The organism is Aureimonas psammosilenae (assembly GCF_009176975.1).
Taxonomy (GTDB): Bacteria; Pseudomonadota; Alphaproteobacteria; order Rhizobiales; family Rhizobiaceae; genus Plantimonas; species Plantimonas psammosilenae.
Genome location: NZ_WEZG01000003.1, coordinates 406,993 through 432,008 on the forward strand (window position 1 = coordinate 406,993; position 25,016 = coordinate 432,008).

24 protein-coding genes are annotated in these 25,016 nt (G+C 65.3%); 11 read left to right on the top strand and 13 right to left on the bottom strand.

Annotated features, from left to right (window positions below):
• Positions 1 to 180 precede the first annotated feature (180 nt).
• Positions 181 to 783, top strand: a complete 603-nt coding sequence (locus F9929_RS08660; protein ID WP_152046151.1) for a superoxide dismutase — start codon at positions 181 to 183, stop codon at positions 781 to 783.
• 70 nt (positions 784 to 853) lie between these two features.
• On the opposite strand, the gene F9929_RS08665 is transcribed toward F9929_RS08660, so the two are convergent.
• Together F9929_RS08665 and cysQ are read right to left on the bottom strand one after the other, a co-directional pair.
• A complete protein-coding gene (locus tag F9929_RS08665; RefSeq protein ID WP_152046152.1) occupies positions 854 to 2,971 on the bottom strand; it encodes a S9 family peptidase in 2,118 nt (705 codons plus the stop codon).
• 106 nt (positions 2,972 to 3,077) lie between these two features.
• The gene (gene cysQ / locus F9929_RS08670; protein ID WP_235919118.1) at positions 3,078 to 3,854 is read right to left on the bottom strand and encodes a 3'(2'),5'-bisphosphate nucleotidase CysQ; all 777 of its coding nucleotides are present in this window, start codon (positions 3,852 to 3,854) and stop codon (positions 3,078 to 3,080) included.
• Positions 3,855 to 3,967: 113 nt separating this feature from the next.
• On the opposite strand from cysQ, the gene F9929_RS08675 reads away from it, so the two are divergent.
• Positions 3,968 to 4,360, top strand: coding sequence for a DUF423 domain-containing protein (locus F9929_RS08675; RefSeq protein WP_152046154.1), 393 nt, complete (start codon positions 3,968 to 3,970; stop codon positions 4,358 to 4,360).
• Complete coding sequence (locus tag F9929_RS08680; protein WP_152046155.1) at positions 4,357 to 5,142, top strand: SDR family NAD(P)-dependent oxidoreductase; 786 nt, start codon at positions 4,357 to 4,359, stop codon at positions 5,140 to 5,142. The genes F9929_RS08675 and F9929_RS08680 overlap by 4 nt, the downstream gene beginning before the upstream one ends.
• Positions 5,143 to 5,155: 13 nt before the next feature.
• Here F9929_RS08680 and F9929_RS08685 read toward each other — a convergent pair whose 3' ends face one another.
• Entirely contained in the window at positions 5,156 to 5,503 is a 348-nt protein-coding gene (locus tag F9929_RS08685) for a RidA family protein (RefSeq protein ID WP_152046156.1), read from the bottom strand.
• 144 nt (positions 5,504 to 5,647) lie between these two features.
• On the opposite strand from F9929_RS08685, the gene F9929_RS08690 reads away from it, so the two are divergent.
• Positions 5,648 to 6,319, top strand: a complete 672-nt coding sequence (locus F9929_RS08690; RefSeq protein ID WP_152046157.1) for a DUF1345 domain-containing protein — start codon at positions 5,648 to 5,650, stop codon at positions 6,317 to 6,319.
• Positions 6,320 to 6,380: 61 nt separating this feature from the next.
• Positions 6,381 to 6,554: a hypothetical protein gene (locus F9929_RS23950; RefSeq protein ID WP_193227663.1), complete on the top strand. Its 174-nt coding sequence runs from the start codon at positions 6,381 to 6,383 to the stop codon at positions 6,552 to 6,554.
• A 3-nt stretch (positions 6,555 to 6,557) separates the two neighbouring features.
• Here F9929_RS23950 and F9929_RS08695 read toward each other — a convergent pair whose 3' ends face one another.
• A complete protein-coding gene (locus F9929_RS08695) occupies positions 6,558 to 6,797 on the bottom strand; it encodes a hypothetical protein (RefSeq protein ID WP_152046158.1) in 240 nt (79 codons plus the stop codon).
• A gap of 209 nt (positions 6,798 to 7,006) precedes the next feature.
• Here F9929_RS08695 and F9929_RS08700 point away from each other — a divergent pair, with 209 nt between their 5' ends.
• From F9929_RS08700 to F9929_RS08710, 3 genes are all read left to right on the top strand, one after another.
• Positions 7,007 to 7,381: a hypothetical protein gene (locus F9929_RS08700; RefSeq protein WP_152046159.1), complete on the top strand. Its 375-nt coding sequence runs from the start codon at positions 7,007 to 7,009 to the stop codon at positions 7,379 to 7,381.
• A gap of 112 nt (positions 7,382 to 7,493) precedes the next feature.
• Entirely contained in the window at positions 7,494 to 9,179 is a 1,686-nt protein-coding gene (locus F9929_RS08705) for a sensor histidine kinase (protein WP_152046160.1), read from the top strand.
• A gap of 99 nt (positions 9,180 to 9,278) precedes the next feature.
• Positions 9,279 to 10,328 carry a magnesium transporter CorA family protein gene (locus F9929_RS08710; RefSeq protein WP_152046161.1) on the top strand — a complete coding sequence of 350 codons (1,050 nt, stop codon included), beginning with the start codon at positions 9,279 to 9,281 and terminating at the stop codon, positions 10,326 to 10,328.
• Here F9929_RS08710 and F9929_RS08715 read toward each other — a convergent pair.
• Positions 10,325 to 11,323, bottom strand: a complete 999-nt coding sequence (locus F9929_RS08715) for an asparaginase (RefSeq protein WP_152046201.1) — start codon at positions 11,321 to 11,323, stop codon at positions 10,325 to 10,327. The two genes, F9929_RS08710 and F9929_RS08715, sit on opposite strands and share 4 nt — an antisense overlap.
• Positions 11,324 to 11,436: 113 nt before the next feature.
• On the opposite strand from F9929_RS08715, the gene F9929_RS08720 reads away from it, so the two are divergent.
• Together F9929_RS08720 and F9929_RS08725 are read left to right on the top strand one after the other, a co-directional pair.
• On the top strand, positions 11,437 to 12,195 hold the full coding sequence (locus F9929_RS08720; RefSeq protein WP_152046202.1) for a DUF3750 domain-containing protein: 759 nt from the start codon (positions 11,437 to 11,439) through the stop codon (positions 12,193 to 12,195).
• Positions 12,196 to 12,234: 39 nt separating this feature from the next.
• Positions 12,235 to 13,236 carry a carbohydrate kinase family protein gene (locus F9929_RS08725; RefSeq protein WP_235919120.1) on the top strand — a complete coding sequence of 334 codons (1,002 nt, stop codon included), beginning with the start codon at positions 12,235 to 12,237 and terminating at the stop codon, positions 13,234 to 13,236.
• A gap of 81 nt (positions 13,237 to 13,317) precedes the next feature.
• Here F9929_RS08725 and F9929_RS08730 read toward each other — a convergent pair whose 3' ends face one another.
• The 3 genes from F9929_RS08730 to F9929_RS08740 form a co-directional block, all read right to left on the bottom strand.
• Positions 13,318 to 14,115: an outer membrane protein gene (locus F9929_RS08730; RefSeq protein WP_152046162.1), complete on the bottom strand. Its 798-nt coding sequence runs from the start codon at positions 14,113 to 14,115 to the stop codon at positions 13,318 to 13,320.
• A gap of 288 nt (positions 14,116 to 14,403) precedes the next feature.
• Positions 14,404 to 15,171 carry an outer membrane protein gene (locus tag F9929_RS08735; protein WP_152046163.1) on the bottom strand — a complete coding sequence of 256 codons (768 nt, stop codon included), beginning with the start codon at positions 15,169 to 15,171 and terminating at the stop codon, positions 14,404 to 14,406.
• A gap of 372 nt (positions 15,172 to 15,543) precedes the next feature.
• Positions 15,544 to 16,461 (bottom strand): class I fructose-bisphosphate aldolase, encoded by a 918-nt coding sequence (locus F9929_RS08740; protein WP_152046164.1) that lies wholly within the window; start codon positions 16,459 to 16,461, stop codon positions 15,544 to 15,546.
• 383 nt (positions 16,462 to 16,844) lie between these two features.
• Between F9929_RS08740 and F9929_RS08745 the strand changes: the two genes are divergently transcribed.
• Positions 16,845 to 18,734 (top strand): M10 family metallopeptidase, encoded by a 1,890-nt coding sequence (locus F9929_RS08745; protein WP_152046165.1) that lies wholly within the window; start codon positions 16,845 to 16,847, stop codon positions 18,732 to 18,734.
• Here F9929_RS08745 and F9929_RS08750 read toward each other — a convergent pair whose 3' ends face one another.
• From F9929_RS08750 to F9929_RS08770, 5 genes are all read right to left on the bottom strand, one after another.
• The gene (locus tag F9929_RS08750) at positions 18,735 to 19,316 is read right to left on the bottom strand and encodes a sarcosine oxidase subunit gamma (RefSeq protein ID WP_152046166.1); all 582 of its coding nucleotides are present in this window, start codon (positions 19,314 to 19,316) and stop codon (positions 18,735 to 18,737) included.
• Positions 19,309 to 22,293 carry a sarcosine oxidase subunit alpha family protein gene (locus tag F9929_RS08755; RefSeq protein ID WP_152046167.1) on the bottom strand — a complete coding sequence of 995 codons (2,985 nt, stop codon included), beginning with the start codon at positions 22,291 to 22,293 and terminating at the stop codon, positions 19,309 to 19,311. The genes F9929_RS08750 and F9929_RS08755 overlap by 8 nt, the downstream gene beginning before the upstream one ends.
• Positions 22,290 to 22,670, bottom strand: coding sequence for a sarcosine oxidase subunit delta (locus F9929_RS08760; RefSeq protein ID WP_152046168.1), 381 nt, complete (start codon positions 22,668 to 22,670; stop codon positions 22,290 to 22,292). Before F9929_RS08760 ends, F9929_RS08755 begins: the two co-directional genes overlap by 4 nt.
• 11 nt (positions 22,671 to 22,681) lie before the next feature.
• Positions 22,682 to 23,935: a sarcosine oxidase subunit beta family protein gene (locus F9929_RS08765; protein ID WP_152046169.1), complete on the bottom strand. Its 1,254-nt coding sequence runs from the start codon at positions 23,933 to 23,935 to the stop codon at positions 22,682 to 22,684.
• Between the two features lie 138 nt (positions 23,936 to 24,073).
• Positions 24,074 to 24,991, bottom strand: a complete 918-nt coding sequence (locus tag F9929_RS08770; protein WP_152046170.1) for a hypothetical protein — start codon at positions 24,989 to 24,991, stop codon at positions 24,074 to 24,076.
• Between the last annotated feature and the right edge of the window lie 25 nt (positions 24,992 to 25,016).

Here is a 25,016-nt window from a genome sequence, read left to right on the forward strand (position 1 = left end):
GTGTCCATTGCGCCACGATATCGCGACCGCACCGCGCTTTGCCCGATCTGCCGTCAGCGAAACCTAACGCTTCGCCGAATCGGCAAGGCGCTCTAGATAGGAGCGCGGTTTCGTACGGTGCCAAACCGCCACACGCCGCGCCCCCGCTGGGCGAGCCTTTTTTCGAAGGAGACGCAAGTCATGGCTTTCACGCTTCCCCCCCTTCCCTACGACTATGAGGCTCTTCAGCCTTTCATGTCGAAGGAAACCCTCGAATACCACCACGACAAGCACCACAACGCCTATGTCGAAACGGGCAACAAGCTCGCGGCCGAAGCCGGACTTGGCGACAAGTCGGTCGAGGAGGTGATGAAGGAAGCCTACGGCAAGAACCAGCCGCTCTTTAACAATGCCGGCCAGCACTTCAACCACATCCACTTCTGGCAGTGGATGAAGCCGAATGGCGGCGGCAAGAGCCTGCCGGGCAAGCTGCAAACGGCGGTGGATTCCGATCTCGGCGGCTACGACAAGTTCCGCGCCGATTTCATCCAGGCCGGCATGACGCAATTCGGTTCGGGCTGGGCCTGGATCGCGGTGAAGGACGGCAAGCTTCAGATCGTCAAGACGCCGAACGGCGAGAACCCGGTGGTTCACGGCGCGTCGCCGATCCTCGGCGTCGACGTATGGGAGCATTCCTACTACATCGACTACCGCAACGCCCGGCAGAAGTATCTGGAAGCCTTCGTGGACAGCCTCATCAACTGGGACCACGTCCTCGAACTCTACGAGAAGACCGGCGCCTGATCGCGCCCACCGTCTCGGTTGCCTATCGAAGCCCCGGCCGGTCGCCGGGGCTTTTTCGTTTGGTTCGAGTTCAACCCTTCCCCATCGCGTGGAGCGAGAAGGCGTAGATCAGCGCGATCTCTTCCAGGCGGTTGAAGCGGCCGGAAGCGCCGGCATGGCCGGCATCCATGTTGGTGCGAAACAGGATGGCGTTGTTGTCGGTCTTCTTTTCGCGAAGCCGCGCCACCCATTTCGCAGGCTCCCAATAGGTCACGCGCGGATCGGTCAGGCCCGCCAGAACCAGCATCGGCGGATAGCCCTTGGCCTCGACGTTGTCGTAGGGGCTGTAGGCGGCGATGCGGTGGAAGTCCTCCGTCGAGGCGATCGGGTTGCCCCATTCCGGCCATTCGGGCGGCGTCAGCGGCAAGGTGTCGTCCAGCATCGTGTTGAGGACATCGACGAAAGGCACAGCCGCGACGATCGCACCGAACTTCTCCGGTGCGAGATTGGCCACAGCGCCCATCAGCATGCCACCGGCCGAACCGCCCTGCGCCACGATCCGCTCGTAGGAGGTGTAGCCCTCGGCCACGAGATGGTCGGCGGCGGCAATGAAGTCGGTGAAGCTGTTCGTCTTATGCTCGCGCCGCCCTTCCTCGTACCAGCGGAAGCCCTTGTCCTTGCCACCGCGGATGTGGGCTGTGGCGTAAACGAAGCCGCGATCCACGAGGCTGAGGACGTTGGTGGAGAAGGATGCGGGGATGGTGATGCCATAGGCGCCGTAGCCGTAGAGCATCAGCGGCGCCGTGCCGTCGAGGGGCGTGTCCTTGGCATAAAGCAGCGTCACCGGCACGGTCTCGCCATCGGCGGCGGGCGCGAAGATGCGGCGCGTGACGTAGGCGTCCGGATCGTGGCCGGAGGGCACTTCCTGCGTCTTCAGAAGCCGCCGCTCGCGCGTTTCGACATCGTAGTCGAAGGTCTGGTTCGGTGTCGTCGGCGAGGAATAGGAAAAACGGATCGTCGTGGTGTCGAACTCGTAGGTGCCCGAAAGCCCCAGCGAATAGGCCTCTTCCGCGAAGGCGACGGCGTGCTCCTCGCCATCGGCGAGACGCTTGACGACGATGCGCGGCAGGCCGTCCCGGCGCTCCAACCAGATGAGATGCCGCTTCAAAACGAGATGGTCGAGGATCAGCCGCCCGTCTTCATGGGGCACGTAATCCGTCCAGTCGGCGCGCGAGGCGGACGAGGTCGGGGCCGTCGCGATCTTGAAGTCGCGCGCGCCATCGGCATTGGTCAGGATAAAGAGAGTGCCGTTCGCCTCGTCGACATCGTATTCGACGCCCTCCTCACGCTCCGCCAGAAGACGCGGCTCGGCGGCCGGATTGGCGGAGGGGATCAGCCAGGCTTCGGAGGTCTGGTGATCGTGGATATGGATCACCACGAACTCTTCCGACTGCGTCGAGCCGACGCCCATGAAGAACCCGGAATCGGTTTCTTCGTAGACGAGGCGATCCTCCGACGGATCGGCACCGAGGCGATGGAAGAAGACGCGGCTCGGCCGGTGATTGGCGTCGAGGCGCACATAGAAGAAGCCGTCCGAGCGGGCGGTCCAGACGGCCGAGCCGCTCGTATCCTCGATCCGGTAGGGCGCGTCCTCGCCGTTCGAGAGGTCGCGCACGGAAATCGCGTAATATTCCGAACCCTTGTCGTCGCGCGACCAGGCGATACGGCTGTGATCGGAGGAATGGGCGACCTCGCCGAGCGAGAAATAGCTTTTGTCCTCCGCTTCCTTCTCGCCGTCCAGCATCACCGTTTCGGTCTCGGCGCCACCGTCTCGCGCGCGCCGGACGAAGCGCGGATATTCCGCGCCCTGCTCGTAGGCGATGCCATAGGCGAACGGCCCGTCGGGCGCGGGAACGGAAGAATCGTCCTCCTTGATGCGCCCTCGCATTTCCGCCACCAGGGCCTCGCGCAACTTATCGAGCGGTTTCAGAAGCGTCGCTTGATAGTTGTTCTCGGCATCGAGATGGGCGCGGATCGCCGGGTCGAGCACGCTGGCGTCCTTGAAGACCTCCTGCCAGTTGTCGGCCCGCAGCCAGGCATAATCGTCGATGCGCGGGGTGCCGTGGGTTTCGAGGCGCAGCGGCCGGCGCTCGGCGCGCGGCGGCGACAGTTTCGAGGATGCGGCGAAAGGCGTGTCGGATGTCGTCAAGGCGCTGTTCGATCTTCCGTTGAATCTGCCGGCCGGCACCGGAACGCTTTGCTCCGGCGGGTCAGCAATGGCGCATATGGGAATGTTTTGTCGAGTTTGCCGCCCGTCAGGAAGCGGGATCGTCTCGCCCGCGCGCGACGAAGGGCGGGTTGGCGAAATCGGCGCGGCCTTGCCCCAAGCGCCGCCCGTAGGTGAGCGGCACACCGTCGAGTTGGCGCACGCTGCCGCCCGCCGCTTCCAGCACCGCCTGCCCTGCCGCCGTATCCCATTCCATCGTGCGGCCGAGCTTGGGATAAAGATCCGCCGCGCCTTCGGCGATCCGGCAGAATTTCAAGGAAGAGCCGACCGGCACCGTCGCTTCCAGCTCATGGCCGGCCAGGAAGCCGTCCGTGTCGCTGTCGTAATGCGAGCGGCTGACGACCGCGATGAGCCGTTCGGGCGCGAGCCTTGCACCGATCGGATGCGCGCCCTGCCGCCCGCCGTCCTTCGCCACCCGCTCCTTGGCTGCTCCTTCGGGCGAGCCGAAGAACAACTCGCCATAGGCCGGCGCGAAAACCACGCCCGCCACCGGCTCGCCGTCCTCGACCAGCGCGATGTTGACGGTGAAGTCCGGCAGGCCGGCGACGAATTCGCGTGTGCCGTCGAGCGGGTCGACCAGAAAGAAGCGCTGGCCGAGTTCGCCGGGTGAATGACCTTCCGAAACCGCTTCCTCTCCGACCACCGGAATGGCCGCGAACGCGGCTCCGAGGCGCGCCGCGATCAGTTCCTCCGCGCCCCTGTCGCATTCGGTCACCGGTGAGCCGTCGTCCTTGGCGTCGAACTCGCGCTCTCCGCGAAAGCCGCGCATCACCAAAGCGCCAGCCTCGATCGCGATCTCGATCATGATAGGAAGAATGTCGGCTATCGGGGCATGGCGCTTCGTCATCGCCAGATGTGACCCGATGACGGAGGGCGAGGCAAGCCTGCCGCAGCGGCCTGTTCGTTCCGGAGAGACGTATGAAGAGATACTCCACCGTTTTCCTCGGGTCCGCCGCCGGGTTTTGCGGGGCCTGCGGCGTCGCGATGTCAGCCGTCGCGGCCCACGGCACGGGCGATTCGCGATTGATCGCCACGGGCGCGGGAATGGCGCTCGTTCATGCGCCGGCGCTTCTCGCCTTGGCCACCATCAGACCGGAACGCCTGCGCCTCGCGCCCCTTGCCGGTTTGTTTCTGTTCGTCGGCGTGGTTCTTTTTTCCGGAGACCTCGCGAAACGCTTCTTTTTCGGCGAAAGACTGTTCGAGGGAGCGGCGCCGGCCGGCGGCATGGCGATGATCGCCGGTTGGCTGATCGTGACGGTCGGCGCGATCGTCGCCGGTTTTTCGGCGGCGAGAACGGGAGAGAACGGATGAACCACGGCTTCGATACGAGCCTGTTTTCAACCAAGCGCGTCGTGGTGACGGGCGCGGGGCGCGGCATCGGCGCGGCGGTGGCCCGCGCCTTCCTGTTCGCCGGCGCGGATGTCGTCGCCCATGCCGGGCGGAGCGAGGAATATGTGGCGCGCGACCTGACGCCGGGTCTCAGCGACGAGGCGCTGGCGCGGCTGACGATCCTGACGGCCGATCTCGGGGCACCCGGCAGCGGGCAGGCGCTGGCGAAGGATATCCTTCGCGGCGGCGACAGGGTGGACGTTCTCGTCAACAATGCCGGCACCATGGGCGGGCGCATTCCCGCCGCGACCGTCACGGATGCCGAATACGACCGCATCCTCGATCTCGACATCCGCTCCGTGGTTGCGCTGACCACCGCGCTCATGCCGGCGCTGCAGGCGTCCGACGACGCGGCCATCGTCAACACCTCGTCGATTTCGGCCCGGATCGGCGGCAGTCCCGGCTCCTCGCTTTATTCGAGCGCGAAGGCCTTTCTTTCCACCTGGACGCGGGCTTTGGCGCGCGAGCTTGCGCCGGACAACATCCGCGTCAACGCCGTGTCCCCCGGCACGATCATGACGGATTTCCATCGCCGCTATTCCTCCGAGGAGAAGCTGCGCGCGACGGCCGAGGCCATTCCGATGAAGCGGCTCGGCACGGCGGAGGATTGCGCCCCCGCCTATCTCTTCCTCGCCTCCTCGCGCCTGTCCGGCTACGTCACCGGACAGGTTCTGGAGGTGAACGGCGGTCAGTTGATGGTCTGACCGTTCAAGGCCATCACAGCGCGGCGACGACGATGACTTCCACGAGATAATCGGGCGTCGCCAGATCCGCCCTGCCCATGGTCGCGCGGGCCGGCGGGTTCTCGGGGTCGATCCAGGCGTCCCAGACGTCGTTCATCGCCCCGAAATCGGCGATGTCCTTCAGCCAGATCTGGGTCGAGAGAATTTTCGACTTGGAGGAGCCGGCAGCCGCCAGAAGGCGGTCCACCTCGGCAAGGGCGCTCTCAGTCTGCGCCTTGAGATCGCCGGACGGATCGCCGACCTGACCGGCCAGATAGATGGTGTCGCCGTGGATCACGGCGCCGGACATGCGCTTGCCGGGCTCGATGCGACGAATGCTCATGAAGCTTCTCTCCTTGGGTTGCCGGCCGGCGATAGCAAAAGCCGCCCGCCGTTTGAAGCTTGGGGAAGAAAGCTTCGGAACGCGGCAAGCGGGCTTTAAATTGACGGCAGCCAGTCAGGGCCTTCGCAGACATCTCGGGACCGCATGAAGCACGCGACCTTCAACAAACGCCTTTGGCACGGCATCCGTCTCCGCAAGCGCCTCGTGATCGCTGCCCTTCTTGGCGTCGGCGTCTGGCTGCTCCTCCCAAATGGGTTGAGGCCCAGCACGCGGGTGCTGATCGGCTGGAACACCCTCACCCTCACCTATCTGGTCACAAGCTGGATTCAGATGCTCCGGGCGGAAGTCACCTCGCTGCGACGGCGCGCGGCCGAACAGGACGAAGCCGAATGGATCGTCCTGGCCCTCGCGATCGTGGCGACCCTCGTCAGCCTTGCAGCCATCGTGGTGGAGCTTCAAGGCAACGGCGCGGCAGGCGACGGCAAGCTGCCGCCGTCGCATCTGGCGCTGGCCGGCCTCACCATCGTGACCTCGTGGCTGTTCATGCACACGCTGATCACGCTTCATTATGCGCGCCTCTTCTACGGTACGGGAGAGAAGCCGGCCGGCGGGTTGCTGTTTCCGGGCGAGGACGAACCGGACTACGCCGACTTCCTGTATTTCTCGCTGACAATCGGCGCGGCCGCGCAAACCTCCGACGTCGCCATCACCAGCCGCACCATGCGGCGGGTGGTTCTGGTGCAGACGATCCTCGCCTTCTTCTTCAACACGACGGTTCTGGCCCTCGCCATCAATATCGGCGCCGGCCTGCTTTGAACACGGGAACCCCGGAGCTTGTCCCAAGTTCAGTTCGGCACCGTTGGTGAGGAGCCGAACCATGGACCGCGAGAAGACCACTCCCGAAACGACCACGGACGAGGCCGTTGAAGACCGTCAGGCCGTCGCCGATGAGCGCAGTCGTCAGGACTTCGGCAGCGAGAAGTCGCCCGCCGAGGGGCATACGACGTTCGGTGACGATCGCACGACGCCGCGCCTCAACGACGGACGCTAGATCTCAAAGGGCAGGCGCAACCAGACGCGACGGGATATCGAGCGCTCTGCCGATCGCCACCGCCTCCGAACGCGTGGGCCTCAACCCCGCTTCGATGAGGCAGAGCCGCCGTGGCTCCAGTTGAGCCAGTTCGGCGACTTCCGGGATCGACTTGTCCGAATAGATCCGGAAAGCTTTGGTCGCCGGAATACCTGCTTCGATCGCCTCCACGATGGCTCTGGGGATGGAATGCATGTCCTCCATAGCATCTCTCCTGTGGCCCGAACGCTCAACATAGACCCATTTTAAAATGTTGCGCGCCTAAAATCGTGCTTGGTGCCGTGTTTTTCGGCGAATCGGGCCATCTTTGCCCTTCTCCCGCCTTGTCCCTCGCAGACGATGTCCTTGGCCAACGGCGTCGGGACCATAAATAAAGCTCCTCGGATGGCGGCCGAACGAGGGGCTTCAAGATCATGCAGGAACTATTGAACCGCATCGCTGCGGAAACGGGACTTTCGCCCGAGCAGGCCCGGTTGGCGGTCGGCGAAATCCTTCTCTACATCAAGACGGAAGGGTCCGATCCCGCGATCGAGACCATGATCGAGAAGACGCCCGGCGCGAACGAGGCCATCCTCCATGCGGGAACGCAGGGCGGCGGAGAAGGTGAAGGGCTGTTCGGCGGCGGCGGTATCATGGCGCTCGGCTCCAAGCTGATGGGGCTCGGCCTCGACATGGGGGGCATTTCCAGCGTCGCGCGCGAACTCGTGGCCTATGCCCGGCAGCATGTCGGCTCCGAAACCGTGGATCGCGTTATGGCGACCACACCCGGCCTCGCGCAGTTCGGCTGATCTTTTGCGAATGGGCGTGTTGAAAGGCGACGGGCGGGTCAATAGTGTCGCATCGTGAACAGGAGGCCGGGCGCCGGGCGCCGTCGCCCGCCTTGAAAGTATCGGTTCGACCATGACAAGCGGAGTGAACACGGCGCGGCGCGTTGTTTCCCACCTGCGCCCGTTCAGTTTCTCGCGCTGGCGGCGCAGGCCGCCGCTTCTCGCCCATGTCACGATCTTCGCCATCGCGATCATCGTGCCGGCCCTTCTTTTCAGCGCCTTCCTGATCCTGCGCTTTTCCCAGCAGCAGGCAGAAATCGCGCATGCTCAGGTCTCCGACACGGCTGAGATCCTGTCGGATTCGATCGATCGCGAACTCCTCACCATGATCACGCTGGCGAAGGCGCTGGCGGCGACGGCCGTGGTCGAGAACGGCGATCTCGATCAATTCACCGCGAGCGCTCGCACCGCTCTCGCCGTCGCGGGGACCGATGCGCTTCTGATCGATCCGGCCCTGCGCATTGCGGCCGACACGCGGCCCGCAAGCGCGCGCCCACCGCAACGAAGCACCGAGGCCGAAGCGGTCCAGTCGGTGTTCCAGTCACGCCGGCCCCTGGTGACGAACGTCTTCCACAGCGCCCGCTCCGACGACATCGTGTTCCAGGTGGCCGTTCCGGTGATACGCGGCGACCGGGTGATCTACGTCCTGACGCTGGTTCGCAGCACCACCGATCTCGGCACGTTCGTCGAGGATCGCAATCTGCCGGAAACATGGTCGGCGGTGGTGGTGGACAGCGAGCGGCACCGCGTGGTCGCGGCTCTCGCCACGGACGGCAAGATGCGCCCGAGCGGCAACGTCGCCTTCGACAACCCGTCGAGCGATTACCCCTTCGACCCGACGACCCACGACGATCTCATCAAGGCCTCGCATATCTCGGCTTTGTCGGGCTGGACCACCGCCGTCGCGGTTCCCGACTCCGTGATCGGCCAGCCGATTACCCGTTCCTGGTGGCTGCTGATCGGGGCGGTTCTTCTCCTGCTGACCTTCTCCGCCGCACTGGCCGCGCTTTTCGGTCGCCGGCTCGTGGTCCCGATCCAGGCCCTCGCCCATCAGGCCGATGCCATCGGCAAGGGCGAGCCCGCCCCGCCGGTCCGCACGGACATCGCGGAGATCGGCGATGTCAGCCGCGTTCTGGCGCAGGCCTCGCGCGAGCGCCGCGAGGCGGAAGAGCAAAGCCGCTTCCTGATGCGCGAGATGACGCATCGCGCCAAGAACCAATATGCCCTGATCGCCGCCATCGCGCGCCGCGCGGCCAAGGAAAGCGCGAACACCTCGGAATTTCTCGACACCCTGTCGGAGGCTCTCAGCTCGCTCGCCCGCTCCGCCGACCTTCTGGCCGGTCGCGGCTGGGAAAGCGTGATGCTGGCCGATCTCGTTCGAGGGCAGTTGAAGGCTTTCGGGGCGGGCTCGTCCGGCCAGTTCGTGATTTCGGGGCCCGACGTTCGGTTGAACCCGACCGCCGCGCAGACCATCGGCCTCGCCCTGCACGAGCTTGCCACCAATGCCGCGAAATACGGCGCTCTTTCCGTGCCGGACGGCCATGTGCGGATCGTCTGGTCGCAAACCGAAGAGTTCGAATTGAACTGGCGTGAAGTGGACGGCCCGCCCGTCCAGCGCCCGACGCGTTCGGGCTTCGGCACGCTCGTCGTCCAGAAGATGACCTCGCGCGGTCTCGGCGGCACGGTCGACATGGACTATGCGCGAAGCGGCGTCGTGTGGAAGCTGCGCTGCCCGGTCGAGTCCGTCACCACGCATTGAAGCAGCACATGGTGGCCGCTTGCTTATGACAGGCAAAGGGTTAAGGAACGCGGCGTCCAGCCTCGCCTGCGCGTATCCTTAAGCGTCCGGAGTCCGCCCATGATCGACGTCTACCATCTCGACGGGGCGAAGGCGCGCGGACTGACCCTGACGGGCACCGACATCCCCGAGAACGCCATCTGGATCGACCTCGTCAACCCGACAAAGGCCGAGCAGGAAGCGGTGGAGCGCCTTTGCGCGCTGGAAGTGCCGACGCGCGAGGAGATGCGCGAGATCGAGGTTTCGAGCCGGCTTTATTCGGAGGACGGCGGCGACTTCATGACCGCCTCGGTGGTCTACGGTCTCGACAGCGGACGCCCGAGCTTCGCGCCCGTCACCTTCATTCTTGTCGGCCCCCGGTTGGTGACGCTGCGCTACACCGAGCCAAAGAGCTTCGCAATCTTTTCCGCCAAGCTATGCCGCGATCCGATCGAAACGCATCTTCCTAAGCCTTCCGCGGAAACGGGAGAGGCCGGAATGTCCAGGGCACCCACCGCCCGCCTTCGCCCGCCGACCGCCGACACCATCCTGATCGGTCTCCTGGAAACCGTGATCGACCGGGTGGCCGACATGATGGAGGCGATCGCCGCCGATCTCGACGGCATCGCCAACGACATCTTCAGCGCCTCCGACGAAAAGAAGCCGATCGCCACGCACGAGTTCAAGGAATTGCTGCGCCGCATCGGCGCGGCTGGGGACCTCGCCTCGCGTACCCGTGAAAGCCTCGCCACCCTCGATCGGATGATCCCCTTCCTTCAGCTCGTGCTGGATGGGCGCAAGGCAGTGAAGGAAGCGCGTGCGCGCACCAAGGCGATGAACCGCGACGTCCATTCGCTGAACGATTTCGTCTCGTTTCTGTCCAACAAGACGACCTTCCTTCTCGACACGACGGTCGGCATGATCTCGATCGAGCAGAACGCCATCATCAAGATCTTCTCGGTCGCCGCCGTCGGCTTCATGCCGCCGACGCTCGTCGCCTCGATCTACGGCATGAACTTCCAGCACATGCCGGAACTCAACTGGCCGCTCGGTTATCCGATGGCGCTCGGCATCATGGTGCTGTCCGCCATCATCCCGCTTCTCTTCTTCCGCTACAAACGCTGGCTTTAAAAGACGGCCACGACATCCCCGACGCGGGTCGTCTGCCAGTTGCGCAAGGTGTCGTGCGATTGCGCAGCATAGGTCTCCGACAGTGCGCCGTCATGCGCGGCGAAGATGCGCGACAGCGTCGCTGCCGCGAGCGCTTCGGAGGCACGCGTCGCGCCGTCGTCGATCTTCAGCGCGAAGCCGAGGCCGAGTTCGGGCACCGCGCCGCAGTAAACGCCCTCCGCGCCTGTCTTCACGAAAACGCGGCCGGGCGCGGCTTCCATCATGGCAACATCCGCGCGCTTGGTTCCCGCCATGTACCAGGGCTCGGCCATGCAGGCCTCGATCAGCCGCTTGCCTGCAGCGAGGCGATCGGGCGCCGCGCCCTGACCCGACACGAGGCGGGCGAAGGCCGTGGCGAAGCCCTTCAACGGCGCGGCATAGGTCGGGATCGAGCATCCGTCGATGCCGGCCTCCTCCGGGTCGAGGCGTGCGCCGGTCATGTCCTCCATGGCGCGCCGCACCCGCTCCTGCACCTGATGGCGGCCGCCGACATAGCCCGCCGTTTCCTCGCCGAGATGGACGGCGGTGCAGAGAAAGCCGGAATGCTTGCCCGAACAGTTGTTGTGAAGCTGCGTCGGCTCACGTCCCTCGCGCGCGATCTGGCGGGAGATCGTGGCCGAGAAGGGCCAATGGCAACCGCATTCGAGAGCCTCTTGCCCAAGCCCTGCCCGGCCGAGGATGTCGCCCGCCAGCGCCACATGGCCTTCTTCACCGGAATGGGAGGCGCAGACCAGCGACAGCTCGCGCGCGCCGAGACCGAAACGGTCGGCAGCGCCGCTTTCGATCAGCGGCAAGGCCTGAAGCACCTTCACCGCCGAGCGGGGGAAGACCGGGGCATCCACGTCGCCGGAGGAGAAAACGGCCGCGCCGCTCGCATCGGTCACGACGAGCGCGCCGCGATGACGGCTCTCCACCCGGTCGCCGCGCGTCACTTCCACCAGAACAGGATTGTCCACCGCCGCGCTCCGTTCTTCATCCGCCATGCTTCGGGCGGCTCTCCGCGCCCTACCGAAGCTCGGGCTGGCCTACCATATGGAAGACGTCCCGCCAGCCCTGCCCTTTCATGACGATGCGAATATTGAAGATCGTTTTCCTGCTCTTCGCCTTGATCTATCTTGTGCCGACCGCCCTCGCAGTGCTGTTCTGGTGGGCCGGAAGTCATCCGGGAAGCTGGCGCGACGCGGACTGGACGAGCGCCAAGCTCCTGCCCGCCCCGGCGCAATCGCGGGACGCGGCGGTCTACGTCTTCGCGGCGCGCACGGGCGGGCTGAAAGGCGCGATCTCGGAACATTCCTGGGTGGTGGTGAAGGAGAAGGGTGCCCCCGCCTATGAGCGTTGGGACAAGGTGGGCTGGGGTTCGCCGATTCGCCGCAACGCCTATGCCGCCGACGCGCGCTGGTACTCCAACCCGCCGCAACTGGTTCTGGAGCGGCATGGCGAAGCGGCCGAAGCGCTTATCCCGAGCGTTCGCGAGGCGATCCGCGCCTATCCCTATTCGACGGCTGGCAGCTACCACATCTTCCCCGGACCGAACTCCAACACTTTCGTGGAGCATGTGCTGCGCCATGTGCCGGGACTCCGCACGAACCTGCCGCCGGCCGCGATCGGCCGCGATTATCCATCCGACGGGCGCTTCGCGGTGATCGACCGCGACCGGGGCGATCTTCGCCTTTCCATTCTCGGCTATGCCGGCCTGTCCGTCGGGCGCACGGCCGGACTGGAACTCAACATCCTCGGCCTCGTCGCGGGGATCGATCCCTGGCATCTCGGGATCAAGATTCCCGCCTTCGGCAGCTATTCGCTGCTGCCGGAGCGGTTCAGCTTCTGAGACACGTTTCCCGACGCTGCTTTTCCTGCTAGCCGAAGCATGGTGGACCGGCGCGGCAAACGCCGGGAGGAGGAGGTGCTTTCCATGTTCCTGTCCTGCGGCGACTCGCTTTTCGACGTCTTCGCCGATCTCGACGACGACGTTTCGCGCATCGGCCTTTCGGCGCGGATCGGCGGATCGGCGTTGAACGCGGCGCTCGGCCTCGCGCGTCTCGGCCACCGCTCGGCCTTCTTCTGCAAGATCTCGGGCGATCTCTACGGCCGGCGCCTCCGCGCCTTCATGGGGCGCGAGAATATCGATCAGCGTTTCCTGATCCCGACCGACCGCAACACGACGCTCGCCATGGTGTCGCTGTCGCAAGCCGGGGTGCCGGAATATTCCTTTTATACCGAGAACACCGCCGACCGGTCGATCTCCCCGGATGAAGTGCCGACGAGCCTTCCGGACGAGATCAAGGGCATCCATATCGGCGGCTCCTACACCACCGTTTCCGAGCCGACCGCCGGCTCCCTCCTGAAGCTCGTGGCCCGAGAGAAGGACCGGCGCTTCATCTCCTACGATCCCAACATCCGCGCTTCCGTCGTGCCCGATCTCGATATCTGGCGGGCGAAGGTCGCCGAACTCGGGCCGATGGCGGCTCTCATGAAGGCGAGCGACGAGGACCTGTCGCAGCTTTATCCCGGCCGCTCCATCGACGCCGTGCTTCAGGACTGGGTCGAGGCCGGGGCCAGCCTTGCGGTGGTGACGCGGGGCGAGAAGGGCGCGGTCGCACTTGGCAGATCCGGCATCGGCGCGTCCCTGCCGGGCGTTGCGGTGCATGTGGTGGATACCGTCGGCGCGGGCGACACGTTCTTTGCCATGATGCTCGCCAAGCTCGCCGAGGACGGGGCCCTTTCGCGGGCCGCGCTCGAATCCTTGAACGAGAACGACCTGAAGGCGCTGATCGGCGCGGCGACACGCGCGGCGGCCGTGACCTGCTCGCGCCGCGGGGCCGACCTGCCGCGGCGGGCCGATCTCGGGCTCGCTCCCCTCGCCGGCTGACCGCTCTCCTGACCACTCGAATGCGAAAAGGCCCGCCGGAGGGTTTCCCCGGCGGGCCTTTTCTTTGTTCGGCCGAGCCGATCAGTTGAAGCGGTAGGAAGCCTTCGCCATCACCGTGTGGAAGTCCAGATCGGTCTTCGACTTGGTGGTGAAGGTGTCCGGGTTCACGGTGTTGGCTTCCGTGAAGGTGGTTTCCGACTTCGCCTTGCCGAGATCGGTGTAGAGATATTCGAGGCCGAAGGAGACGTTCTGCGTCGCCAGCACATCGACGCCGGCGCCGACCGCGTAGCCGACCTTGTCCTTGTCGGAGTCGGAGGTAGCGGTGTAGGTCGTGCCCGTGCCGTTGGCCGAGGTGTTGAAGTTCGACTCGTCGGTGTTCACCTTGGCCTTGCCGTAGGCGAGACCGCCCGTGCCGTAGACCGCGACGCGATCCACGCCGTAGCCGACCTTGCCGCGAACGGTGCCGAAATACTTCATGTCGGTCTTGGTCTCGAATTCCTGGCCGGTCGCCGAGCCGTTCTGGCCGAGAACGACGCCCGTCTTCTTGTCGTGGTCGATGTAGTTGAAGTCCGCGACGCCGCCGACGATGACGTTGTTCGGCATCTGGTAGTCGTAGCCAACATGGCCGCCGCCCGTGAAGCCGGCGCCGGTGCCGTCCTGGTTGGTGGCCGTCGGGCCGCCGAAACCGTCGACGCCCGAAGCGCCCTTGGAACCGCCGAACGCGACGCCGGCCTGACCGCCGACATAAGCGCCGGTCCAGTTGGCGACGGGCGCGAGTTCGACCGGGGCCGGAGCCGGCGGCTCGTCATAGGTGATGTCGGCGGCAAGAGCGGGCGACGCGAAAGCGGCCGAAGCGAGAAGAAGAGCGAAGAGCTTCACCTGGGTACTCCATGAAAGACTGGGGCGTCCCCGCCATCCTGCGGCGCGACGACGTCCCCTGCCGAGACAATGGCGTCGGCCTTTCGGTCGATGCCGGTTGCTTTCTGTTTCGGGGTCGCTTGGCTGCAGGCGAAGCACCCCGATGCAGGTTCGCCTTGCCTCAGCCTTGCGAACCGCCTTGGTGAATTGTTTCTAAGCCGAAATCCTTGACGTTGAATTAAAAAGCCCGCCGGACGAAAAGTCCGGCGGGCCTTTGTAGATAGCGACTTCGTGAGAAGTCTTAAGAACTTAGTTGAAGCGGTAGGACGCCTTCGCCATCACCGTGTGGAAATCCACATCGGTCTTGGTGTCGACATCGAACGAGGTGCCGAGGGCCGGCGAAGCGAAGGTCGTGGTGGTCTTCGCGCTGCCGAGATCGGTGTAGAGATATTCCAAGCCGAACGAGAGGTTCTGCGTGGCGAGGTAGTCGACGCCGGCGCCGACCGTGTAGCCGACCTTGTCCTTGTCGGTGTCGGTCGTGGAACCGAAGCCGGTGCCCAGCGCCGAAAGAACATCGCCGTTCCTGACTTCGAGGTCGTAGTCGCCATAGGCCACACCGCCCGTGCCGTAGACCGCGACGCGATCCATGGCATAGCCGAGCTTGGCGCGAGCAGTGCCGAAATAGTTCATGTCGACGCCGACCGACGTCTCGCCGCCGGGGAAGGTAGCGCCGACGCTGCGGTCGTGGTCGATATAGTTGAAGTCGACCACGCCACCGAGCAGGAGGCCATTGGCGAACTGGTAGTCATAGCCGATATGGCCGCCGCCGGTGAAGCCGACATCCGGGCTGTCCTGGAAGGAGGTGACGCCGGGAATGCCGAGCAGGTCGCTGCCGATGGCACCGCTTGAACCGCCGAAGGCGACGCCGGCCTGACCGCCGATGTAAAGGCTCGTGAAGTTATAGGCCGGCGCGATTTCCACCGGAGCCGGAGCCGGCGGCTCTTCGGTGATGATGTCGGCGGCGAAGGCGGGCGTCGCAAGGGCCGTGGCGGCCAAGAGGATCGCGAAACGCTTCATAGTTGATACTCCAGTCAGTTCTACCGCCTTTCGGCGGATCTTGTTGACGTTCGGTCTGGCGCGCCACACCGAATCAATGTTCGTTCGGCACCAGAACTCGTCTGTCGGGGCAAGTGATCCACGACCTTGTGGCTATCAAGCGGCGAAGCTTCCGGTTCGGTGAGGACTGTTGCGCTTGTGCAACGACCCCAACCGACGACCCGCGAGGACAATCGCTCGGTAAGGCATTGTTTCTTCTCAATGAAAAACGAAACGCCGCCGTGTTCCCCATTTCTTTGCGAAACAAGGATCACGGCGGCGTCATGCAGGCGTCATTTCCGCTTCACCCGGCCGAAGCGGCTCGCGCTTCGGCTCAGGCCGTCGGGAATTGGATCAGGCGTAGATGTCCATGATCTCGCCGAGCAGCTTCAACGAGTCTTCCTTGGACCGCTGGAACGAGTTGCGGCCGATGATCGAGCCGTTGCCGCCGCCGTCGCGGATGCCGCGCACTTCGTTCAGCAGGTCCTCGCGCGTCTTGGCTTCGCCGCCGGAAAACACCACGAGACGCTTGCCGGCGAAGCTCGCCTGCATGACGTGGCGGACGCGATCGGGAATGGTCGCATCCGGAATGTCGTTCTTCTCGTAGGTTGCCTTGGCCGCATCGAGATCGATGCCGGCGCTCGGCAGCTTCACCTTGATGATCGTGGCGCCCATGAGTGCGGCGATGTGCGCGGCATAGGCGATGATGTCGAGCGAGGTTTCGCCGACGCCCTTGGTGATCTTGCCGCCGCGCGGATAGGACCACACGACGCTGAGCAGACCCTTGGATTTGGCCTCGTGGCTGATCTCGCGCAGTTCCTCGATCATGTCATAGGCCATGTCGGAGCCCGGATAGATCGTGAAGCCGACGCCGACGCAGCCGAGGCGCATCGCGTCGTCGACGGTGCCCGTGAGGGCCTGATCGTTGGCGGAAGCGGCGAGCGAGTTGCCGCTGTTGATCTTCATGATGAGCGGCACTTCGCCGGCGAAGGTGTCGGCGCCCTGTTCCAGAAGGCCGAGCGGGGCGGCGTAACCGGACACGCCGGACTCGATGGCGAGCTGGTAGAGATAATGCGGATCGTAGGCGGCCGGGTTCGGCGCGAAGGAGCGGGCCGGGCCATGCTCGAAGCCCTGGTCGACCGGCAGGATCACCAGACGGCCCGTGCCGGCGAGCCGGCCATGCATCAGGAGCCGAGACAGGTTGCTCTTCAGGCCGGGTGTCTCACCCTCGTACCAGGAAAGGATGTTGCGGACGGTCTCGGTTCTGATCATGGCATCCCACTCGCTTTTCCCGCACCGCTCGCAGCGGCCCCGCCCCTTCTCGCGTCAGGCTGCGGCAAGGTAAAGCCATCCGGCGCGCGGCGAAGGGAATAAAATCGGTTAGATGAAGTCGGCCTTCAGGAACGCGTTCGTCCGCGGGTCCAGTTCGAGCGCTTCCGCCAGTTTCCGCCCGTTCCAGACCTGAAGGATTCGTCAGCAACCTTCTTCGTTCTCCTTCAGCAGAACTGCGGGAAAGCACGGTCGCATCGGAAAATCCCAGCGATCTAGCTGCCGCGCGACATTCCTGGTTCGGTCGATCAAGTTTTCTCAATGCCCTTAAGCGTTGCGCAAAGGCGAGGGTGGAATGCTGGGGCGGCAATTCGAGGGTGAGCGCGATGTGCTATCTGTGTCAAAATCTGAAGGGGTTCGGCGAGAACGCTAGAGCGGGCACGCCCGCCGGGACGACCAACGCCTCCTCTTCCACGGCCACCCTCGCCGCGCTGCCGAGCTTCAATCTCGACCGGCAAGCCCAGTATCTGACGGACGGCTTCTGGCAGGACACCGGCTGGGGCCGGCACCAGTTCGACGTGAAGGCCGGGGGAACCTTGTCCGTCAACCTGACGGGACTTGCCGCTTTCGCCAAGCAGACCGCCGTGGACGCACTTTCCGCCTGGACGGCCGTGTCGGGCATCAACTTCGTTCAAACCGATAGCTGGGCGCAGATCAATTTCAGCGAGAACCAGGCCGGTGCCTGGGCCAATTCCGACACCCAGGGCTCGACGATCATCAGCAGCGTCGTGAACGTCGCGTCCAACTGGACGCAATACGGATGGTACTACCTTCAAAGCTACATCCACGAAATCGGACATGCTCTGGGGCTCGGCCATGCCGGCAACTACAATGGCGGCGCCGATTTCGGGAAGGATGCGCGCTATCAGGAGGATAGCTGGCAGTATTCGATCATGTCCTATTTCAATCAGGACCAGAACCCTTACTCCAGCGCGGACTATTCCCACGTCGTCACGCCGATGATGGCCGATATCGTCGCGATCCAGAACCTCTACGGCGTCCCGACGAACACGCGGACCGGCAACGACACCTATGGGGATCATCGAACCACCACCGGAAACGGCACGGACATTCCCTCCTTCCTCGCCCAGACGATCTTCGACGCCGGTGGCGTGGATACGATCGATCTGAGCCTGCGCTCGGCCAACCAGCGTCTCGACCTGCGCGCGGAGAGCTTCTCGGACATCGACGGCCATGCCGGAAACCTCGCCATCGCGCGCGGCACAGTCATCGAGAACGCGGTGCTCGGCAGCGGCAACGACACGGTGACCGGCAACGCGGCCGCCAACACGATCTCCGGCGGCGGCGGCAACGATATCCTGGACGGCGGCGCGGGAGCGGACAAGCTTTATGGCGGGTTCGGCGACGACATCTTCGTGGTCGACAATGCCGGCGATCTCGTTGTCGAATATGCCAACCAGGGCACCGATCTCGTGCGCTCGTCGGTGTCCTTCGAACTCGGCGCCAATATCGAGAAGCTCGAACTGACGGGGTCGGGCAACATCAACGGGCGGGGCAACGCCCTCGCCAACACCATCACCGGCAATGACGGCGCGAACGTTCTTTTCGGCGGGGACGGCAACGACACGCTGATCGGCGGCAAGGGCGACGACCGCCTCGACGGCGGCGCCGGCTTCGACAAGATGACGGGCGGGCTCGGCAACGACATCTATGTCGTCGACAACGCCTATGAACGGCCGATCGAAGCCGCGAACGAGGGCATCGATACGGTCGAGACCTCCCTCACCTATCGGCTGGGCGCCAATCTCGAGAACCTGACCCTCACCGGGCACGACGCGATCTCGGGCAGCGGCAATTACATGAACAACGTCATCATTGGCAACGACAACAACAACGTGTTGGACGGGCTCGGCGGCAACGACATCCTGACGGGCGGCGCGGGCAGCGACACCTTCGTGTTCTCCCGCTACCTGAATGCGAAGACGAATGTCGGCACGATCACCGACTTCGCGGCCGGCCAGGACTTCATCCAGTTGGACGACGCGATCTTCTCCGCCCTCCTGCCGGGCAAGCTGAGCGCGGCCGAGTTCACCATCGGGAAAAGCGCCGCCAACGCTTCGCAGCACATCGTCTACGACAACCAGACGGGCTCCCTGTTCTATGACGCGGACGGTTCGGGGTCCGCGTCCCAGACGCTGTTCGCCAAGCTCTCGGCGGGACTGGCGCTCGGAGCCGGCGACTTTCTGGTGGTCTGATCACACGGCCGGCGCGCGCGAGGCTTCCACGAGATAGGCCCAGACGTAGTCGGCGAAGGATCGACCGCAGAAAAGCTCGAACCGCGTTTCGCCGCGCCGCCAAAGCAGGATGTCCGCCTTCGCCAGAACGGTGCGGCTCGCCGCGCCCATCGGAAAGGCGGCAAGGCGAAGATCACGCGGACAGGCGGCCGATAGAACGGCTTGCGCCGCCACTCCATCAATGACCATGCCGACGAAACGGTCGGACACGTCGACGGCGGACTGCTCGCTCGTGCCGGAACCCTCGATGCGCGAGACGAGATCGCGGGCCGCCTCGTCGCTCCATGTCTCGGACAGAAGGAGAAACTCGTCCGGCCCGAGCCACAAGGCCGCGAGGCCGTTCGCTTCGCTCGTCGCTTTCGGGCGAATCGGCAGTTCGAGGCCGAGCGCCCGGCCGACCGGACTGAGCGCCTCTTCCGATACACGAAGGGACACAAGTGCGCGGGGTGCGGCGGGCGTCAGGGAAAGGCCGAGCCCACCGTGATAATGGCCGTCCAGCGGCGAAAGCGCCCGAATGGCGGCGAGGCTGGAGGCTTCAACCATTGAGCTTCTCCCCTTCGCGATCAAAGAAGACCGGATCGACGACCTCCACCTCGATATCGCCGTCCAGCATCGGCACGAACAGGGTTTCGCCCTTGCGCGCCCGGCCATTGCGCAAAAGCGCCAGCGCGAAGGATCGACCCAGCGTTTCCGACCAGTAGCTCGACGTCACATGCCCCAGCATGGTCATCGGCACCGACTGTTTCGGATCGGCGACGATCTGCGCGCCTTCATCCAGAACGGTCAGCGGGTTTCTGGAAAGAATGCCGACCAACTCCTTGCGGTTGGCCGACAGAAGGTCCGGTCGCCGCATGCCGCTCTTGCCGACGAAATCCGTCTTCTTCTTGGAAACGGCCCAGGCGAGCCCGGCATCCGGCCCGGTCACGGTGCCGTCCGTTTCCTGGCCGACGATGATATAGCCCTTCTCGGCACGAAGGACGTGCATGGTTTCCGTGCCATAGACCTCCATCCCGTGCGGCCGGCCGATCTCGCGGAGCGCATCCCAAACGGCGCGGCCGTAGCGTGCCGGCACGTTGATCTCGAAGCCCGTTTCACCCGTGAAGGACACGCGGAAGAACCGGCAAGGTACGCCCATGAAGCGTCCTTCCGCGACCGACATATGCGGGAAGGCCGCGTTCGAAACGTCGGCGCCCTCGAAATGCGGCGTCACGATCTCGCGGGCCTTCGGCCCCTGCACCGCGATCGTCGCATATTGCTCGGTGATGGATGTCAGCCAGACCTTCAGATGCGGGAACTCCGTCTGGAGGTAGTCTTCCATGTGGTGGAGGACGCGGGCGGCCCCGCCGGTCGTCGTGGTCAGATGGTAGCGGTTCTCCCCAAGCCGCGCGACGATGCCGTCATCCATGACGTAACCGGCTTCCGAAAGCATGATCCCGTAGCGGCAGCGCCCGATCGCCAACGAAGCCATGGGCGTTGCATAGATGAGGTCGAGAAAGGTTGCCGCATCGGGCCCGACCACTTCGATCTTGCCGAGGGTGGAAGCATCGAACATGCCGGCCGCATCGCGCACCGCGCGGCACTCGCGCTTCACCGCCTCGTGCATGGAAGAGCCGCGCGGGAAATAGAAGGCGCGCTTCCAGTTGCCGACATCCTCGAACACCGCCCCTTCGGCGACCGCGCTTTCGTGGATCGGCGTTTGCCGGACAGCGTCGAAGAGATCACCGCGCCCCAGTCCGGCGATCGTGCCGAAGGTGACGGGCGTGAACGGCGCGCGAAACGTCGTCAGCCCGACCTGCGGCATCGCCACCTGCAGGGCTTGCGCCGCAACGCCGATGCCATGGATGTTCGAGGTCTTGCCCTGGTCGGTCGCCATGCCGTTGGTGGTGAAGCGCTTGATGTGCTCCACGGAGCGGAAGCCCTCGCGGGTCGCGAGGCGAATGTCGTTCGCGGTGACGTCGTTCTGGAAGTCCACGAAAGCCTTGCGCCAACGCCCCGGCGCGGCGGTCGGCGTCGCGCCGACCGTGCCGCCGCCATGGGCCGAAGCGCCTTCCACGAGAACGGGCGCGAAACTCTCGCCCTGCTTGCCCGCCGCCGCCATGCCGACCGCCCGCGCCGCCGTCAGCGCGCGGCCGAGATCGAACTCGCCGTTGCAGGCGCCGACGGACACGCACCCTTGCGAATACTCGCCCGGCAGATAGGCTTGAAGGTCCTCATCGAAGCGCAGCTTGCCGCGCGATTGCGAGAAGAGGTGGACGGAAGGTGTGAAGCCGCCGGAGATCAGCAGCGCGTCGCAATCGAACCCGCGCCGGTCGTGCCCGGTGCGGGTTTCCTCCACACGGATGCCGCGCACCCGCTTCCTGCCGCGCAGGGATGCAACCGAATAACCGGCCAGAACCTCGATGCCCATGTTGCGGGCCGCGCGCACGAGATCGCCATCCGGCTCTTCGCGAAGGTCGACGAGGACCGGCACGTCGACGCCGGCACGGCGCAGATCGAAGGCGGCGGCATAGGCGGCGTCGTGGGCGGTGAAGACGGCGACGCGCCGGCCGGGCGTCACGCCGTAATGGTTGAGATAGGTGCGCGCGGCCGATGCCAGCATGACGCCCGGCCGGTCGTTGTCCGGGAACACCAGCGGGCGCTCGATGGAACCGGTCGCGAGGATCACCTTCTTCGCGCGCACCTGCCACAGGCGCTCGCGCGGGATCATCGGGTCAGGCGACGGGAGATGGTCCGTCAGTTCCTCCGTGATCGCCACCATGTTCTGGAGATGGTAGCCAAAAGCCGTCGCCCGCCGCAGAAGGCGCACGTTCGGCATGGCCTCAAGCCGCTTGACGGCCTCGGCAACGAAGGCGTGCGCCGGCACCCCGTCGATCGTCGCGCCCCGTTCGGTACGCAGCCAGCCGCCGAAATCCAGGTTCTCGTCGCAAAGAAGAACGGAGGCCCCCGCCTCCCCGGCCGCCAGAGCCGCGTTCAGTCCGGCCGGACCGCCGCCGATCACCAGCACGTCCACATGCTCGAAGCGGTTGGCGTAGACGTCCGGGTCGGGATCGACCGGCGCGCGGCCGAGCCCTGCGGCGGCGCGGATGGCGGGCTCGTAGACCCGGTGCCAGAAGCCGCGCGGCCACATGAAGGTCTTGTAGTAGAAGCCGGCGGCCAGGAACTTCGAGATGTACTGGTTGACGCCGCCAAGATCGAAGTCGAGCGACGGCCAGCGGTTCTGGCTCGTGGCGCGAAGGCCTTGGTAAAGAACCTGCATGGTGGCGCGCACGTTCGGCTGGCGCCGCGCCCGGTCGCGGCGGACTTCCACGAGGGCGTTCGGCTCCTCCGAGCCGATGCCCAGAATGCCGCGCGGCCGGTGGTACTTGAACGAGCGGCCCGTCAGGTGGACGCCGTTGGCCAGAAGCGCGGAGGCCAGCGTGTCGCCTTCGCGGCCCTCGTAGCGGTTGCCGTCGAAGGTGAAGGAAAAGCGGCGCGCGGCATCGAGATGGCCGGCGCCGGGGATGCGGAAGCGTTCGGTCACTGCTGCGCCTCCGTGCGCGCGACGGGCGTATGAGCGGGATCGCCCATGACGGCGGGACGGACATTGGCATCGAAGCCGGCCGACTTCGCCATATCCTCGGTGATTTCCGGCCTCGGCTCGCCGATCTTGTATGTGGTGACGAACTTGTCGGTCACCGAATGGCGCACGGCGTTGAAGAACCGAGCGCAGCCGGAGAAATGCCGCCAGCGCTCGAAAACGAGGCCCCGCACGTTTTCGCGGTAGTACAGGCGCTGCGCGACGTCCGCATCGGACAGGGCGGCGTCACCCGCAGGGCGCGGCACATGCGCTTCCCCGGCATGGCGGAACTCGAGCTCCGGCCGCTCTTCCTCGCAATAAGGGCAATGGATCAGAAGCATGGCGAAACCCCTCAGTGCGCGACGGCGGCGGCCGCCGCCTCGTCGATGAAGCGACCCGTCACGAAGCGGTCGAGACCGAAGGCGGCGTTGATCGGATGCGGCTCGTCCGCCGCGATCGTATGGGCGAAGACGTGGCCCGAGCCCGGCGTCGCCTTGAAGCCGCCAGTGCCCCAGCCGCAATTGACGTAAAGGCCTTTCACCGGCGTCTTCGACAGGATCGGCGAGCGGTCCGGCGTCACGTCCACGATGCCGCCCCAGGACCGCAGCATCCGCATGCGGCGGAACATAGGGAACATCTCGCAGATCGCGTCGAGCGTGTGGTTGAGGATGTGGAGCGAGCCGGCCTGACTGTAGCTCGGATACTGGTCCGTGCCCGCCCCGATCACGAGTTCGCCCTTATCGGACTGCGAGATATAGGCGTGGACGGTGTTCGACATGACGACGCAGGGAAACACCGGCTTCACCGGCTCGGACACCAGCGCCTGAAGCGGGAAACTTTCCAGCGGCATTCGCATGCCCGCCATTTCCATGACGACGGAAGTGGAGCCGGCCGCGACGACGCCGACCTTCTTGGCGCCGATGAAGCCGCGGCTTGTCTCGACACCCTGCACCGACCCGTCGGCGCCGCGCCGGATGCCGGTCACCGCGCAGTTCTGGATGACATGGACGCCCCGTGCGGAAGCGGCGCGCGCATAGCCCCAGGCCACCGCGTCGTGCCGCGCCGTGCCGCCGCGCCGCTGCAGGGCCGCGCCTTCCACCGGGTAGCGGACGTTTCGCGAGATGTTCAAAGGCGGGCAAAAGGCCTTGGCCTCTTCCGCCGTCAGCCATTCGTTGTCGACGCCGTTCAGCCGATTGGCATGGATGTGGCGCTTGAAGACCTGACGGTCATGAACGTTGTGGGACAGCATCATGACCCCGCGAGGGGAATACATGGTGTTGTAATTGAGATCCTCCGACAGCCCTTCCCACAGCTTCACTGCATGGTCGTAGAGCGCGGCCGACTCGTCATAGAGATAGTTGGAGCGGATGATCGTGGTGTTGCGGCCGGTATTGCCGCCGCCGAGCCAACCCTTTTCCACCACCGCGATATCGGTGATGCCGTGGTTCTTGGCGAGATAATAGGCGGTCGCGAGGCCGTGGCCGCCGGCCCCGACGATCACGACGTCGTAGTTGCGTCGGGGTTCGGGAGAGGCCCACTGCTCGCCCCAACCGGTATGGTTGCGAAACGCTTCGCGGGCAACCGCGAAGGCCGAGAAACGTCGCATTCGGGCATCCCCGCCAAAAACTGCGCCCGCCCGGAGCAAGAAGCGCCGGGCGGACGCGGGTGATCTTTAGCCGTTTGATCGAACGATCGTGCTGATTTTGCGACGCCGCGATGACGCGGCGTCGCAAGTTGCTTCAACTCAGACGGCGGCAACTGCCTCCAGACGCTTCGGACGACCGGCGGCACCGCCGATGCCGGCGACGATCAGGCCGGCGAGAAGCGCGGCGAAGCCGGTCAAGGCAGCGGTCGACGCGCCGGCGGCGGCGGCATCGGCCTGCTCGCGCAGTTCCGCCATGGCCTGGTTGTAACGGGTCTGGAACTGCTGGAGGCGCTGTTCGGCTTCCCCTTGCGAGATGCCCGCCTGCTGCGAGATCACGGTGACGGCCGCCTGACGCTGTTCGGGCGTCGCGTTCTGGCCGAGGCCGCGGACGATCTCCGGGATGGCGCGCGTCAGATCCTGCTCGCCAGTGGCGGAGCGGGCCTGATCGGCAGCCTGCTGGCCCTGAGCCTGGACTTGATCGGCACCCTGCTGCGCCTGCTGCTCGCCGCGCGCCAGAAGCTGGCGAACGTCACTCTCCAGCCCGTCCGGCAGAACCGACAGCGAGTTCGGCGTCGCGGCCTGCACCGTGTTCTTGATGGCGCCGAAGGAGGAGCCGAGCGTGCCGAGGGTTCCATTGATGACCGAACCGGCGCCGCTGGTCAGAAGGTAGACGATCAAGAGGGTCGACGCGGCCCAGGTGACGATGCCGTGCAGCGCGCCGTCGCCCTTCGTCAGGCTGCCGGACAGGCGAGCCGCCACGTAACCGCCGACGAAGGTCGCGATCAGCACCGTCGCGCCGGTCCAGATCCCGGCGCTCGTGCCGAGGGTCGCGGCCGTCGGCGTACCGTTGCCGGCCGGATCGACGGTCGCGAGCCCGATACCGATGCCGAGAAGCCCGAGCATGATCTGGACGACGAGCGTCAGAAGCGCGCCGGCGATGATCGCACCCCACGACACGCGTCGCGGCGCGACAACAGCGGGTGCGGCAACCGCCGCATGATGAACCGTTGCGGACATTCGTTTACTCCTGACACGTCGTCGC

What these genes read in the sequence shown, in the direction of transcription:
- F9929_RS08685 (WP_152046156.1), bottom strand. Translation starts at nt 5,503, where the DNA reads ATGAGCATTCGTCGCATCGAGCCCGGCAAGCGCATGTCCGGCGCCGTG.
- F9929_RS08695 (WP_152046158.1), bottom strand. Translation starts at nt 6,797, where the DNA reads ATGGAGGACATGCATTCCATCCCCAGAGCCATCGTGGAGGCGATCGAA.
- F9929_RS08740 (WP_152046164.1), bottom strand. Translation starts at nt 16,461, where the DNA reads ATGATCAGAACCGAGACCGTCCGCAACATCCTTTCCTGGTACGAGGGT.
- F9929_RS08675 (WP_152046154.1), top strand. Translation starts at nt 3,968, where the DNA reads ATGAAGAGATACTCCACCGTTTTCCTCGGGTCCGCCGCCGGGTTTTGC.
- F9929_RS08760 (WP_152046168.1), bottom strand. Translation starts at nt 22,670, where the DNA reads ATGCTTCTGATCCATTGCCCTTATTGCGAGGAAGAGCGGCCGGAGCTC.
- F9929_RS08690 (WP_152046157.1), top strand. Translation starts at nt 5,648, where the DNA reads ATGAAGCACGCGACCTTCAACAAACGCCTTTGGCACGGCATCCGTCTC.
- F9929_RS08725 (WP_235919120.1), top strand. Translation starts at nt 12,235, where the DNA reads ATGGTGGACCGGCGCGGCAAACGCCGGGAGGAGGAGGTGCTTTCCATG.
- F9929_RS08705 (WP_152046160.1), top strand. Translation starts at nt 7,494, where the DNA reads ATGACAAGCGGAGTGAACACGGCGCGGCGCGTTGTTTCCCACCTGCGC.
- F9929_RS08700 (WP_152046159.1), top strand. Translation starts at nt 7,007, where the DNA reads ATGCAGGAACTATTGAACCGCATCGCTGCGGAAACGGGACTTTCGCCC.
- F9929_RS08765 (WP_152046169.1), bottom strand. Translation starts at nt 23,935, where the DNA reads ATGCGACGTTTCTCGGCCTTCGCGGTTGCCCGCGAAGCGTTTCGCAAC.
- F9929_RS08680 (WP_152046155.1), top strand. Translation starts at nt 4,357, where the DNA reads ATGAACCACGGCTTCGATACGAGCCTGTTTTCAACCAAGCGCGTCGTG.
- cysQ (WP_235919118.1), bottom strand. Translation starts at nt 3,854, where the DNA reads ATGATCGAGATCGCGATCGAGGCTGGCGCTTTGGTGATGCGCGGCTTT.
- F9929_RS08735 (WP_152046163.1), bottom strand. Translation starts at nt 15,171, where the DNA reads ATGAAGCGTTTCGCGATCCTCTTGGCCGCCACGGCCCTTGCGACGCCC.
- F9929_RS23950 (WP_193227663.1), top strand. Translation starts at nt 6,381, where the DNA reads ATGGACCGCGAGAAGACCACTCCCGAAACGACCACGGACGAGGCCGTT.
- F9929_RS08710 (WP_152046161.1), top strand. Translation starts at nt 9,279, where the DNA reads ATGATCGACGTCTACCATCTCGACGGGGCGAAGGCGCGCGGACTGACC.
- F9929_RS08745 (WP_152046165.1), top strand. Translation starts at nt 16,845, where the DNA reads ATGTGCTATCTGTGTCAAAATCTGAAGGGGTTCGGCGAGAACGCTAGA.
- F9929_RS08720 (WP_152046202.1), top strand. Translation starts at nt 11,437, where the DNA reads ATGCGAATATTGAAGATCGTTTTCCTGCTCTTCGCCTTGATCTATCTT.
- F9929_RS08770 (WP_152046170.1), bottom strand. Translation starts at nt 24,991, where the DNA reads ATGTCCGCAACGGTTCATCATGCGGCGGTTGCCGCACCCGCTGTTGTC.
- F9929_RS08660 (WP_152046151.1), top strand. Translation starts at nt 181, where the DNA reads ATGGCTTTCACGCTTCCCCCCCTTCCCTACGACTATGAGGCTCTTCAG.
- F9929_RS08750 (WP_152046166.1), bottom strand. Translation starts at nt 19,316, where the DNA reads ATGGTTGAAGCCTCCAGCCTCGCCGCCATTCGGGCGCTTTCGCCGCTG.